Source organism: Pedobacter paludisoli (assembly GCF_052344095.1).
In the GTDB taxonomy this organism is placed as follows: domain Bacteria; phylum Bacteroidota; class Bacteroidia; order Sphingobacteriales; family Sphingobacteriaceae; genus Pedobacter.
Window position 1 is genome coordinate 4,067,420 of sequence record NZ_CP179926.1, and the last position, 13,869, is coordinate 4,081,288.

Annotated in this window: 13 protein-coding genes; 8 read left to right on the forward strand and 5 right to left on the reverse strand. The window is 37.1% G+C overall.

Features of this window, described 5'->3' with window-relative positions:
- Nucleotides 1-63: 63 nt before the first annotated feature.
- Both ACJVDK_RS16720 and ACJVDK_RS16725 read right to left on the reverse strand, forming a co-directional pair.
- A complete protein-coding gene (locus ACJVDK_RS16720; protein WP_443937806.1) occupies nt 64-747 on the reverse strand; it encodes a LytR/AlgR family response regulator transcription factor in 684 nt (227 codons plus the stop codon).
- A gap of 36 nt (nt 748-783) precedes the next feature.
- Nucleotides 784-2,292 carry a sensor histidine kinase gene (locus tag ACJVDK_RS16725; RefSeq protein WP_443937807.1) on the reverse strand — a complete coding sequence of 503 codons (1,509 nt, stop codon included), beginning with the start codon at nt 2,290-2,292 and terminating at the stop codon, nt 784-786.
- A gap of 130 nt (nt 2,293-2,422) precedes the next feature.
- Here ACJVDK_RS16725 and ACJVDK_RS16730 point away from each other — a divergent pair, with 130 nt between their 5' ends.
- The 6 genes from ACJVDK_RS16730 (at nt 2,423) to ACJVDK_RS16755 (ending at nt 8,102) form a co-directional block, all read left to right on the forward strand.
- Nucleotides 2,423-2,842 (forward strand): Spx/MgsR family RNA polymerase-binding regulatory protein, encoded by a 420-nt coding sequence (locus ACJVDK_RS16730; protein ID WP_443937808.1) that lies wholly within the window; start codon nt 2,423-2,425, stop codon nt 2,840-2,842.
- Nucleotides 2,843-2,894: 52 nt separating this feature from the next.
- Nucleotides 2,895-3,632, forward strand: a complete 738-nt coding sequence (locus ACJVDK_RS16735) for a hypothetical protein (RefSeq protein ID WP_443937809.1) — start codon at nt 2,895-2,897, stop codon at nt 3,630-3,632.
- Nucleotides 3,633-3,720: 88 nt separating this feature from the next.
- Nucleotides 3,721-5,694 carry a M1 family metallopeptidase gene (locus tag ACJVDK_RS16740; RefSeq protein ID WP_443937810.1) on the forward strand — a complete coding sequence of 658 codons (1,974 nt, stop codon included), beginning with the start codon at nt 3,721-3,723 and terminating at the stop codon, nt 5,692-5,694.
- 105 nt (nt 5,695-5,799) lie between these two features.
- Nucleotides 5,800-6,021, forward strand: a complete 222-nt coding sequence (locus ACJVDK_RS16745) for a VF530 family DNA-binding protein (RefSeq protein ID WP_443937811.1) — start codon at nt 5,800-5,802, stop codon at nt 6,019-6,021.
- 163 nt (nt 6,022-6,184) lie between these two features.
- Nucleotides 6,185-7,501: an adenosylhomocysteinase gene (gene ahcY / locus ACJVDK_RS16750; protein WP_443937812.1), complete on the forward strand. Its 1,317-nt coding sequence runs from the start codon at nt 6,185-6,187 to the stop codon at nt 7,499-7,501.
- 262 nt (nt 7,502-7,763) lie between these two features.
- Nucleotides 7,764-8,102 (forward strand): DUF6370 family protein, encoded by a 339-nt coding sequence (locus tag ACJVDK_RS16755; RefSeq protein ID WP_443937813.1) that lies wholly within the window; start codon nt 7,764-7,766, stop codon nt 8,100-8,102.
- A 44-nt stretch (nt 8,103-8,146) separates the two neighbouring features.
- On the opposite strand, the gene ACJVDK_RS16760 is transcribed toward ACJVDK_RS16755, so the two are convergent.
- From ACJVDK_RS16760 to ACJVDK_RS16770, 3 genes are all read right to left on the reverse strand, one after another.
- The gene (locus ACJVDK_RS16760; RefSeq protein WP_443937814.1) at nt 8,147-9,784 is read right to left on the reverse strand and encodes a mechanosensitive ion channel family protein; all 1,638 of its coding nucleotides are present in this window, start codon (nt 9,782-9,784) and stop codon (nt 8,147-8,149) included.
- 288 nt (nt 9,785-10,072) lie between these two features.
- Nucleotides 10,073-10,453, reverse strand: coding sequence for a GtrA family protein (locus ACJVDK_RS16765; protein WP_443937815.1), 381 nt, complete (start codon nt 10,451-10,453; stop codon nt 10,073-10,075).
- Nucleotides 10,454-10,455: 2 nt separating this feature from the next.
- Nucleotides 10,456-12,075 carry an ArnT family glycosyltransferase gene (locus ACJVDK_RS16770; protein WP_443937816.1) on the reverse strand — a complete coding sequence of 540 codons (1,620 nt, stop codon included), beginning with the start codon at nt 12,073-12,075 and terminating at the stop codon, nt 10,456-10,458.
- Nucleotides 12,076-12,179: 104 nt separating this feature from the next.
- Between ACJVDK_RS16770 and ACJVDK_RS16775 the strand changes: the two genes are divergently transcribed.
- Together ACJVDK_RS16775 and ACJVDK_RS16780 are read left to right on the forward strand one after the other, a co-directional pair.
- A complete protein-coding gene (locus tag ACJVDK_RS16775; RefSeq protein ID WP_443937817.1) occupies nt 12,180-12,896 on the forward strand; it encodes a pyridoxine 5'-phosphate synthase in 717 nt (238 codons plus the stop codon).
- Nucleotides 12,897-12,913: 17 nt separating this feature from the next.
- Complete coding sequence (locus ACJVDK_RS16780) at nt 12,914-13,822, forward strand: EamA family transporter (protein ID WP_443937818.1); 909 nt, start codon at nt 12,914-12,916, stop codon at nt 13,820-13,822.
- The last annotated feature ends 47 nt before the right edge of the window (nt 13,823-13,869 follow it).

A 13,869-nucleotide genomic window follows, 5' to 3' on the forward strand; every position in this document is an offset into this window, starting at 1 on the left:
GGTAGATGTATTCTGTCTTAAAGATACTAGAGAAAATAGAAATATTCGTATTTTGATTAAACTTTAGCTATTCATTTGTCCCATAGAGGCAGCAAATGTAGCGCCAATGGGGATTATTTTTTCTTGAATCCAAATTTGATTTCGATCGTATTTCGTGATTTTATTTTTGGCAACAATAAAAGCTCGATGGCATCGAATAAAGTCTGTTTTGGGTAGTAATTCAACCAACTCATGTATGGTTATGCGTGTGCTGATGAGGCCATGTGCAAGCTGAATTTGGGTGTAATTTCCGGAGGCCTCCACAAACAAAATCTCCCCAAAAACAACCTTTATTTGTTCGTAACCATCTTTCACAAAAATGTAATCCGCATGGTTGTCGGTTTTTTGGTTGCGTAAATTAAAAAGTTCTTGCGCTTTATTGCAGGCCTTTAGAAAACGCGATAATGAAAAAGGCTTTAACAAGTAATCAATTGCATCTAATTCAAAACTTTGAACGGCATGCTCGGTATATGCAGTAGTAAAAATAACCATGGGTGGGTTTTTCAAACTTTTTAAAAAGTCTATTCCACTTATATCGGGCATTTTGATGTCCAGAAACAACAAATCGACCGGGTGTTCCAACAAGTACGCATTTGCTTCAAAGGCATTTGTGAATACGCGTGTCAAGTTCACAAAAGACACTTTTTCGGCATGCGATTGAATTATATCGAGCGCAATGGGCTCATCATCTATGGCTATTGCAAGCATGCATTTAAACGGATAATTTGCAATATACAACTTGTTTTATTCTAATACCAAGGTTAAGTGCACAAAGAACTCGGTAGCCGTTTCGCGAATAACCAGCTCGTGTTTTCCGAAATACAATAAATTCAGACGTTGCTTAACATTTTCCAGTCCAATCCCACTTTTTAGTTTTTCGGGGTCGTTGTCAGATTTTAAATAGATGCTGTTGCTGATATCAAAAAATAAGCTATTATCCTTGGTTTGTAAACTGATTTTGATGTATGAAGGTTGTTGCAAGCTAATGCCGTGCTTAAAAGCATTTTCAATAAAGGGTATTAATAACATGGGCGTAATTTGCAGGTTGTTAAATTGCTCTTGAATGCTGCAATCAATTTTGATATCCGCAGAGCGCGATGTACGGAGCTTTTGTAAATCGATGTAGTTGTTGAGGTATTCAACTTCGCGCGATAGGGGGATTTTATCCAGTGTGTTTTCGTGTAGCATAAAACGCATCATGTCGCCCAGTTTCTGAATGCCTTCTCCCGTACGCTCGGCATTTTCCTGCAAAGCAGTTCCAAACAAAGTGTTTAACGCATTGAACAAGAAATGTGGGTTTATTTGCGATTTAAGAAAGTTTAAACTCGCATCCGATTTTCCTAATTCGGTTTTTAACTGTTGAATTTGACTGAATTTCTCAAATTTGTTTTTGTAGATAAACCAGGCAAGCGGGGTAGCTAAGAAGATTAAGCTCACACAAGTTAAGGCAATCGTAATCGGGAAAACTTCGCCATAGTTCATAAAAGGAATAAAGAACAAAGCGAGTGCGGCGCAAATTAAAATAGATATCCCCACATTTCCCCAAAAATAGCGACCAAATGCTTTGTATTTTTTTCTTAAAGCTGGAATGGTGTCGTAAATAGAATAAAAGGTAACCAGAATATTTATGGGCGGAATGACCAACCATAAGATTAAGGGCGAGTAATTTGAATTTTCGGCCAATAAAACGGCAAATATGATTAACGAAATACCCCAAATACGCGTAGCCACAAATATTTCTTGAATAATAGAGGGTTCGTATCCTTTTAAAAATGCACGTTTTGATAGCCATTCCTGTCCTTTTTCATTAAAAAATGTATATGCTACAAACAATAAATGCATAAACACAATAAAAATAAAGGCCTTTGTAAAGAAGATTGCATAGGCGCGATTTAGGCTCATGTATTGCACCAAAATATATGCTTTCGAATAGGTATTGGCTACCATCCAAAGTAAAATAGTAGAACCTGTTATGATCAATGATACGAGCACGTTTTGTACAATTTTCTCTCGGTTCATGAGTTGAGGAGAAATAAAGAAACTGTAGAGCAAGAAGCTGACATACAGTAAACTGCATTTGAATGTTTGTGGGATGAAATAGTTCGTCAAAACATTGTATCGGATTTTTTCCTCAATAAAAAAGTAGCTGTTCGGACTGTCATAAGCAGTTAAGGAACAAATGTTAATAAGTGCCAGGATGTAAACCGAAGTGGCAATCCAAAATTCAAGGCGATTGAGGCTTTTAGTTTTCATTTTTACTGTATTGTTTTTACTTGCTGCAATTTTACGAATGATTTAAAAAGGAAATTTTAAAATGTGATGAATCATCCATAAAATGTGATGGACATGAAATACAAAAGGGAAAACGCTAAAATGTAAACAGATGTTAAATGTATCAAAGGCTTCAAAAAAGATAGTACCTTTATCTCCTAATACGGAAAAATTAAAAAACATTATGGTAGTTTACGGCATTCCCAATTGCAATACAGTAAAAAAAGCAATCGATTGGTTAAAAGAAAATAACCTAGAATTTGAGTTTCATGATTTTAAAAAGAAGGGGATAAGCCCCGAAAAATTAAATCAATGGTGTGCCACGTTTGGCTGGGAAGTTGTTTTAAATAGAAAAGGTCTTACATGGAAAAAGTTAAGCAAAGAGCAACAAGCGGAAATAAAAAGTCAGGAAGATGCTGTGGCATACTTATTGCAAAATACCAGTGCCATTAAACGTCCAGTGATAGAAAAAGATAACGACGCAGTATTCATTGGTTTTGATGCCGACAGTTATTTAAAATTACTATCTTAGGTGATACTTAGTCTTATTAAAAGCACATTTAAACCTTAATCTATCTTTGAAAATGCAACGAATTATTATCCTCTTATTTTGCCTGCTTCCATTTGGTGCTTTTGCGCAAACAAGTACAGGAACGGTTTTCGATTACGGAAAGCGAACCGCCAGTTTGCCGGGCGTAAATGTTCGGAATTTAACCAATCACCATGTAACCACCACCAGCAAAGACGGTAAATATACCATAGCTGCTAAAGTGGGCGATTTACTTGAGTTTTCTTTAGTAGGGTACCATACCGATACCCTTTACCTGCTTAATTTACAAGCGCGCAAGGTGTATTTACCTTCGAAAGAAAATACGTTGAATGATGTAACCGTAACAGGTGTGAAAATTAATAGCGAGATTGCTAATTATAAGGACCCAAACGCAGAAGCCTATGTACCCATTAATACCGGGGGAAACTTAGATCGTAAAGACATGAACGATAAAGTTGGTGGTGTAAACCTAAGTTTAGGGTATGGCCGTTATAAAAGGCAAAAACAAAAAGAGGCCGCTTTAGAAGAAAAAGATAAGTACAATCAAGAAATAGATTATAATTTTTCGCAGATGGTAGTCGGCAATTTAACCAAGTTGGAAGGACAAGCATTAAAAAACTTTATGGTTTTGTATCGCCCAACAGTAGAAGCCGTTAAAGCGCAGCGTCCTTTCCCATACAATTACTATATTTCAAAGTCATTTTCTGCGTGGAAAAAGTTAACGCCAAAACAACAAAAGTTAGAAGATTTACCTAATCTGAACGCCAATTAGCCATTTAAAAACGTAAAAAGTAACAATTTAAGCACAAATACTCCTATTTGTGCTTATTTTTTATCTTTACAATTCAAACTAGCTTTTTATGAACTTAAAACTAAACCAACTTTTACCATTCGGTTTAGCCTGCTGTTTGTTGACGTTAAAGTCAGCCGCACAACAGCCAGGCACCACCACAAATTACAATCCTTCAGAAGCATTCGGCCCTCTGTTTTACACCAGCAATGGAAACGAATTTAGATCTGCAAACGGAGCTCCTGGAGCCAAATATTGGCAAAATAGAGCCGATTATACCATTTCAGCCAATTTAGACGACACAAAAAACTTGGTTACCGGTGTGATATCAATCACCTATAAAAATAACAGTCCCGATAAATTGCCGTATTTATGGTTGCAATTGGATCAAAATACGTTTAAAGGAGATTCGCGCGGTAAAGCCATTACACCATCGCGCAGTCGTTATGGTGCGCAAGGCGAAGCGTTTGTTGGCGGCTATAAAATTGAAAACTTAGCGGTAAACCAAAAAGGTGGAAGCAAATTTTCTTCTATTATTGAAGATACTCGAATGCAAATTCGTTTAGATAAAGCATTGGAGCCAAACGAGGTAATTACCATTAAAATGGATTATTCGTACGTGGTACCTAAGGAAGGTTCGGATAGAACAGGACATTTAACCACCAAAAACGGGGAGATTTTTGCCATCGCTCAATGGTTCCCACGCATGTGTGTGTACGATGATGTACTGGGCTGGAATACCTTACCATATTGGGGTGCAGGTGAATTTTATTGCGAGTATGGCGATATTACTTTTTCGATTACTGCACCGGCTAGTCACATTGTGATGGGTTCAGGCGAGTTGTTAAATCCAAAAGAAGTATTTACGTCAGAACAATTAAGCCGTTGGAATGCCGCTAAAAATAGCGATGCAACCGTGCACATTCGATCGGAGGCAGAAGTGACGGATCCTAAATCACGTCCAAGTACCGATAAATTAACGTGGAAATTTAAGATTTTAAATGCACGTGATGCTGCCTGGGCTTCGTCAAAATCTTTTGTGTTAGATGCTGCACGTATCAATCTTCCAAGCGGTAAAAAATCTTTAGCTGTTTCGGCGCATCCCGTTGAGAGTAACGGCGTAGACGGATATGGACGTGGAGTAGAATATGTAAAAACAACTATCGAACATTATTCGAGCAAATGGTTTGAATATCCGTACCCAATGGCCGTGAATGTGGCTACAAATATTGGTGGAATGGAGTATCCTGGGATTGTTTTCTGTGGTTGGAAAGCAAAAAAAGGAGCTGCTTGGGGTGTAATTGACCACGAGTTTGGACACACCTGGTTCCCAATGATTGTGGGTTCAAACGAACGTAAATATGGTTGGATGGATGAAGGTTTTAATACATTTATCAATGATATTTCAGCGAAAAATTTTAATAAAGGCGAGTATAGCGAACGTCCAACAGATATGAATCGTGTTGGGCAACAATTGATCGGAAATCCGGTTTTTGAAAACATCATGTTAATGCCTGATGGAATGACCGAACGCAATATCGGAATCAATTTATACAGTAAACCAGGATGGGGATTGAACATTTTAAGAGAGCAAATTTTAGGCGAAGATCGTTTTGATTATGCTTTTCGTGAATACATTAAAAACTGGGCTTTCAAACACCCAACACCCGTTGATTTTTTCCGTTCGATGGAAAACGCTGCAGGTGAAGATTTGGCCTGGTTCTGGAGAAGTTGGTTCTTAAATAATTGGAAAATGGACCAAGGTATTGCAGATGTTCAGGAAGTTAAAAAGGACAACCAAAGAGTTGGCTATGCTATTAAAGTAGTAAATTTTGAGAAAATGCCAATGCCAATTATCCTGCAGGTGAAAACCAAAAGTGGTAGAACCGATCTTATTAAAATAGGAGTAGACGTATGGATGAAAAATAACACCTGGTTTGTACCGTACAATACGACGGAAGAAATAGAGTCGGTAACATTAGATCCCAATAAGGTATTGCCCGATTCAAATCCAGCCAACAATGTATGGCCGGCAAGTAAATAACTTGAATTGTACACCAAAAAAGGGGCTACCAAAAGGTGGCCTCTTTTGTTTTTTACACTTTTGTCGGAACAACTAAGCGGTGTGATTTATTGATATATTTGCAACATGGTTGAAACTCAAAAGAATAATCCCTTGCACGGTATTACCTTGCTCAAAATTGTTACCGATTTGCAAGCACATTACGGATGGGAAAAGTTAGATACATTAATTCGCATTAATTGTTTCCACAGTAATCCGAGTATAAATTCAAGCCTTAAATTTTTGCGTAAAACCCCTTGGGCACGTAAGAAAGTAGAAGATTTGTACGTGGATACTTTTGGTAAATAAAGTAAATTCATGAAATTTTTGTCAAGTTATTTCCAAAGCAATATACAAACAGGATAAAACTTTGAATACGAATAACTATTGCGTAATTTTGTGGCGTCAAAAAAAAATCGCTTGTAAAAGCCTTGTTTTGACGAGGTTCAATTAAAAAACAAAATAAAAATATATGTCATCAGTAGAGACTACCTATGTACCTTACAAAGTTAAGGACATTTCACTGGCAGAATGGGGCCGTAAAGAAATCGAATTAGCCGAAGCAGAAATGCCAGGTTTAATGAGTTTGCGTAAAGAATTTGGTCCGTCGCAACCCTTAAAAGGCGCACGTATTGCAGGTTGTTTACACATGACCATCCAAACGGCTGTTTTAATTGAAACCTTAGTAGCTTTAGGAGCAGAAGTTACCTGGTCATCATGCAATATTTTCTCAACACAAGATCACGCTGCTGCGGCAATCGCTGCTGCGGGAATTCAAGTATACGCATGGAAAGGATTAAACGAAGAAGAATTTGATTGGTGCATCGAGCAAACGTTACACTTCGGTCCAGATCGTCAACCATTAAACATGATTTTAGATGACGGTGGCGATTTAACCAACATGGTATTCGATCGTTTCCCAGAGTTAATTCCAGCAATCAAAGGATTATCAGAAGAAACCACTACCGGCGTTCACCGCTTATACGAGCGCATGAAAAACGGAACATTGCACTTACCAGCAATCAACGTAAACGATTCAGTAACAAAATCGAAATTCGATAACAAATACGGATGTCGCGAGTCATTAGTAGACGCAATTCGTCGTGCAACCGACGTAATGATGGCCGGTAAAGTAGCCGTAGTTTGTGGTTATGGCGACGTGGGTAAAGGTTCAGCAGAATCGTTAAGCTCGCAAGGAGTGCGTGTAATCGTAACCGAAATCGACCCAATCTGTGCATTACAAGCTGCTATGGAAGGTTACGAAGTAAAACGCTTAGACACGGCTATTAAAGAAGCAGACATCGTGGTAACCACTACTGGAAACTGCGATATCGTTCGCGAAAAACACTTCCGCGCATTAAAAGACAAAGCAATCGTTTGTAACATCGGGCACTTCGATAACGAAATCGATATGGCTTGGTTAAATGGTGCATATGGCGATACTAAAATCGAAATCAAACCACAAGTAGATAAATATACCATCGACGGAAAAGACGTAATTGTTTTGGCAGAAGGTCGTTTAGTAAACTTAGGTTGCGCAACAGGTCACCCAAGTTTTGTAATGAGTAACTCGTTTACCAACCAAACCTTGGCGCAATTAGAACTTTGGACAAACACAGCCGCTTACGAAAACAAGGTGTATACGTTACCGAAACATTTAGATGAAAAAGTAGCACGCTTGCACTTAGAAAAAATCGGCGTAGAATTAGAAGTATTAGACCAACACCAAGCCGATTATATCGGTGTATCAGTAGAAGGTCCATTTAAATCAGACGAATACAGATACTAATCAAAAACACTCAGCCTCGGCTGAAACACATAATTAAAAGGGAACGGCGAAAGCAGGTTCCCTTTTTTTATTTCGAAAATCAAGGTCCGGTCCTCTTTTTAACGTTAGTCCCGCCTTTTGGTACAAGCTTTTTTGTGAAAGTTCAATTAAAAAACAATTGAAGTAAAACAAAAAAGGCTTTCCCCCTCAGTCGGGTTTAGCAAACAAAAAACAGAAGCATTCAAAAACAAAAAAGCTATCTTTGAAACAAAATAATACGAAAATGAAATTTTTAAGCACCTTAGCCTTCGGTCTTTTTATTGGACTTTTTGCACAAGCACAAACAACACCAAAAAAGGCTACAAGCACTATCATAACTAACAAAACAGTAGAAATAGCCTGCGGCGAATGCCAGTTTAAATTAAAAGGAAAGTCATGTGATTTGGCCGTCAAAATTGATGGAAAAGCCTATTTCGTTGATGGAAAAGATATTGATGATTTTGGCGATGCACATGGAAAACATGGCTTTTGCAATGCCGTAAGTAAAGCCGAAGTAAGTGGCGAAATTGTCAACAATAGGTTTAAAGCAAAAACAATAAAATTATTGCCATCGGGCAAATAAAAAAGAATGGGTTAAAAATTATTCAAACCATTCTTTTTGCAATGTTATTTTTTCGCTTTGTCTTCTTTTACTTTAAAGGCTGGCGCTTCATAATCTTCTGCTCGGTAAGCAGAAGGAATGGTTGTTTCATTTCCATCGCGCATCGCTTTATAATGCGGCGACATAATTTCTACTCCATTTTCATTAAACACATTTTGGATTTCCTGATGAATAATGGAGTAAATAGCCGACATTCTATGCTCATGTGCGGTGTACACATTTAGCTCATAAGAAACATAAAAATCATCTAAGCTGGTTTGCAAAACAAAAGGCTCTTTATCTTCCATCAGGAGTTCGCAGCGCTTTGCAGCCTCAATCAACATCTCATGTACTTTTTTGTGCGGAACATCGTACCCAATGGTTACGGTGGTATGCATAATCAGTCCTTCATTGTCGGCAGCAGAACTATAATTTACGGTATTCCCGTTTAAAATAGCTGAGTTCGGTATAGTGATGATTTCGTGTTTAACCGTTTTTATCCGCGTAACCAGAAATGCTTTTTCAACCACATCGCCGGTAATATCACCAATTTTTACACGATCACCAATTTTAAAAGGGCGCATATAGGTAATTACCAATCCCGCTACAATATTGCTAATAGCGGTCGATGAACCCAAGGAAATTAATATCCCTAGAAAAACTGAAACCCCTTTAAAAATATCGGAATTGGAACCTGGAATAAAAGGCCAAATAACTACCAACATAAAAGCATAAATAATTACTTTAATAATGTTGTAAGTAGGCATGGCCCAGTCGGCATAAAACCCTTTAATCTCTAACTTGCCATTTTCAATTTCGCGTGATAAAAATTTGAAAACTTTATTAATGTATCTAAATACCAATACAATTACGAGGATGGTGATGAGGTTTGGTATAAAGTTTACTACGCTGGTAAAAATGTTTTCAAGAGGGTTTAAAATAAAATTGAGCAAGTGGTCGCCCCAACCTCGACTCCAAGGAAAAATTCTAAATAAGATTGGTAGAGTCAGGTAAATAAGCAGTAAAATAAGAATCGTTTTGAACACGTTAAATGTTCTTCTGAAAATTGAAATCGCACGTGTTTTGGTAATTAATTCATACTCTTTAATCTTAATAGCCTTAATGTTGCTTAATAATTTAAGCGTTAAGAAGTCTAAAAAGCGACTAGAAAACTTATTAATGATGTATATAATAAAACTTAGAATTAGCAGCACTAAAAGCCCTAATCCAGTTCTTTTTAATATTTCTACTGTATCAACTTCCTTATTGTTTGCTAAAATGTACTGAACAATACGTGCGCGGTACTTTTCGGCTAAATCAGTGGTCGTTGTTTTTAAACTATCTGCATCTGCTTTTGATAAAGAAAAAATAATTTCATCGTTGTACAATACTTCGGTATTGTCGTCTAGCTGCAAAATCTTGATGGAGTCGGTTTTAACGATTAAATTATTTTCAATTTCAACTAATTTATTGCGGGTTCGTTCAGCTCTTTCTTTTGCCGTTAAGGAGCCGAGTTGATTTTGAAAAGAGAGAAGTGTATCACCTTTTAAGATAACCGGATATACTTTTTTCAACGAATCTATTTGGATACTGTCAGGTTTTTTCTGCGCAAATAGTAGGGTAGGGAAGAGAACTAAAAATAAAAGATTTTTAATGAATTTCATTGAAGATAGATTTCTATACAAAGTACAAAATTTTTTGTTAAAAATCATATGCGCTTGCAGCTAATGAACTAAATTACTTGTTCTTATGTTCGGTAAAAGTTACAAAAATGAGGATAATTGCTTATTTAAAATCTTTCTAATTAAGTGCAAAACCGTATCTTTGCAAGAGTACTATGAATAAAGAAAAAGTTAAATTATGGTTTAAGCGCGTAGGCGTGGTTGGCTTTTTATTTTTCCTAATTAAGGGATTAATTTGGCTGGTTGTATTTTATTTTATCGCTAAAAAAACTACTTAAAAGTAAAAAACTGGTTAGCTATGAAATTCCAGATAAACACAATCACGACAGCAAAAAACTTTGCTACATAAAAATTGGTTCCGTTTTTACGCTGATGGAACAGATAAATAATACCGGTATTTAATCCCAACCCGACGAAACTTACCACCAGAAATTTTCCAAACTCAGTTCCCCAATGCTGATTATGGCTATTAAAAGTCCATATGCGGTTAATAATGTAATTGTTGGTCACCGCTAGCGTAAATCCAATTGCATTAGACACGTATTTATCGAGCTTTATTTTTTCTTTACACAGCCAAGTAGCGCCAAAGTCGATGATCATGCCTAGCAGACCAGTTATCCCAAATTTTAGTATCCGAAAAATTAATTCCATCCTTATTCAATTGTAATCAAAAAGAACCGTTCAAGAGTTTCGTGTCGGGTATGTGCGTTTAAAAATTTTGGCGTTAATTTAGTGGTGTGGTAATACGAGAAATCTTTTAATACATGCACCGCATACACGTTTTTTAATTCATTTAGTTCCGCCTCCGAAACATAAATAACTAGATTTTTTTTATCCTGGCGTTGAGCCAAACGCTCTTTCGTCCAAAAATACTCAACTTCGCCGGTAGCATAGAAATCAAAAGAATACGCGTCTGGATGGCCTAATACCGATGCTTTTGCTGCTGGATGATTTTTGTTTAACCACTGTGCCGCCACAGCACCCGATTCATATTTTAAAATGCTTGGATAAAAATAGAGCGAAATAAATATCATTAAACAAACAGAGATAACAGCACTTCGTGCCACTAAATTTTCTTCATTTTTGCCTTTCAGTAAGATTTTAGAAGCAAGGTATATACCAATCACGGCAATCAAAATCCAAAACGATGGATGTCCATCTAAAATTAGGTTTAAACCTAACAGCAAGGCCATCAGCAAAGCTCCCAATATTTCTTGCACGTAAAAGAATACATTTAATCCTTTTTTGCTCAAGGTATCTAAATAAACGGCGGTTATGATGGCAAATTGAGGCAAAATGATTAAAATATAATGAGGCAATTGAAACTTGGATAAAGAAAAAAGTAAGAAGGTAATGCCGGCACTTCCCCAAATTAAAATGCTTTCAGGAGCCAGCAAAACTCGGTTTTTCTTTTTGAAAAGTGAAACGATTGCACTGTAAAAAAGAATAGACCAAGGTAAAAATGCCCATAAAGTCGTATGAAAAAAGAATAATTTATCGCCTTTACCTTTTATGGGGCCGTTGTTAAAGAAACGCCCGAATTGACTATCCCAAAAGAAAAATTTAATGCCCGATGTATTGGGTTTGCCAAAGAATAGTTTTTCAGGATGTAAATCCCACTGGACGTACAACGTATACAACTCAGGAGTGATGAAAAGCAAAATAAGTACAATGGCTATCCACCATTTTATTTTTAAAAGTTGCGAGAATTGTTTGCTTAACAACCAATATAAAATGAAACCGCCAAAAACAGGGAAAAGCACAAAAATACCTTTAATCATAATTGCACAAGCAGCAAAAAAAGAGCCTGCAACGATGTGCCAAAAAGAGGCAGATTGAGCTTTAAAGTAATGATAAATAGCGGCTAACGTAAAGGTTGTAATGTATACCTCGGCGCGGGTATCAAACGTAGAAATTAAAATGTGTAATGCCGTTAAAAATATGATCACACTGGTTATCGCAATTTTTTCGGTATAAATGCTTTTGGCCAATTTGTAAACATACCAAGCGCCCAGCAAACCAAATAAAAAGGACATGAACTTATAGGCAAAGCCCGTGATGCCAAAAATTTTAAATGAAATAGCCGCTAACCAGAAAGTTAAATGCGGTTTGTCTAGCCAGTCGGCACCTCTAACGTATAAATTAACCCAATCGTTTCGCAAAACCATGCTCTTCGCAATCGAGGCATAAAGAGCCGAATCGGGTTCCATTACGTTGCCAAAAAGAGCCAAAGTGCTAGTTGCAACAACTAAAAAGAGTATTTTTTTGTACAAGAGAGAATGTTTTAAAGTAATGTTTCAAATGCAAATATCAGTATAAAAGTAGCAAAATTTGGTATTGCTTTAAATTAAGCAGTGCAAAGCAGTATCTTTGTATCATGACAAAGTTATCGGTTAACATCAATAAAATAGCTACCCTTCGCAATAGCCGAGGAGGTAATAATCCTGATTTAGTAAAGGTTGCGTTAGATTGTGAACGATTTGGTGCACAAGGAATTACGGTGCATCCACGTCCTGATGAACGCCATATTCGCTACCAAGATGTATATGATTTAAAGGCTGTTATTGCTACAGAATTTAATATTGAAGGAAATTGTAAAGAAGATAAATTTGTTGATTTGGTTTTAGCCAATAAACCCGCCCAAGTAACTTTGGTACCAGATGCCGAAGGTCAAATTACATCCAACCATGGTTGGGACACTATTAAACACAAAGATTATTTAAAGGAAATGGTTGCTTTGTTTCAAAAAGAAGGAATCCGCGTGTCCATCTTTGTAGACCCGGTGGTGGGCATGATTGAAGGCGCAGCCGAAACAGGTACCGATCGCATTGAACTGTACACCGAAGCGTATGCACATAATTATTATGCGGATCGTGAAAAAGCTATTGTGCACTACATCGCGGCAGCACATAAAGCCAATGCATTAGGTTTAGGTATTAATGCCGGGCACGATTTGGATTTGCATAATTTGCACTATTTCGGGCAAAGTATTCCTGGTTTGTTAGAAGTTTCAATCGGACACGCTTTAATTAGCGATGCGCTTTATTTAGGCTTGGAAACAACGATCCAAAAATATTTACAACAATTGGCTTAACAACCGAAGTCTACCCCATGTTAAAAGGAGTTTTACTCGTGTTTTTTGGTGCCTGTAGTTTTGGCATCTTGTCAACTTTTGTGAAATTGGCTTATCACGAGGGTTATACTTTAGGTGAAGTTACAGGGGCGCAATCTTTTTTAGGGGCGATTTTATTGTGGTCGATTTTTTTAATTCAAAGCAAGCGAAGTAAAAAACAAACGCAAATAACTGAAAGTAAAACCCCTTGGTGGAAACTGGTTTTGGCTGGATTTTCAACCGGATTGGTAAGCGTATTTTACTACCAATGTGTTAAGCTGGTTCCTAATTCAATCGCCATTATTTTGCTGATGCAATTTATTTGGATGAGTATATTAATGGAATACTTTTTCTTTAAAAAGAAACCAACCAAGCTACAACTTTTTGCCATTGCATTGGTGCTTGGAGGAACGATTTTAGCCAGCGGCATGCTCGAAACAAACTTGCAAAGTATAAGCATGGTAGGCGTAGGCTTTGGTTTATTGGCCGCTATTTGTTATGCTGTTTTTTTACTCATCAATGGTCGTTTAGGAAACGAATATTCAGCCCTACATAAGAGTGCGTTAATGATTACCGGTTCCTGTTTAATTGTCTTTATCTTGTTTCCGCCAGTTTTTCTCGTGAACGGTGCATTATACGGTAGTTTGCTAAAATGGGGACTCATTATTGCCGTTTTCGGAACGGTAATACCACCCTTGTTTTATGCAGAAGGAATTCCAAAAATAGGCTTAGCTTTAAGTTCTATCTTAAGTTCTGCAGAATTACCGGTTGCCGTTTTATTGTCGGCTTTGGTTTTGCACGAACCGGTTTCGTTACTTCGGTGGGTAGGGGTCGCAGTAATTTTATCGGCCTTAATGGCACCTAATTTAAGTGTTTTTAAGAAAAGGAAACGGGGTTCATTGAGCTAATGCTTGCAAATGACTACCTGATTTTGTGGTTAAACTAAAATTAAATA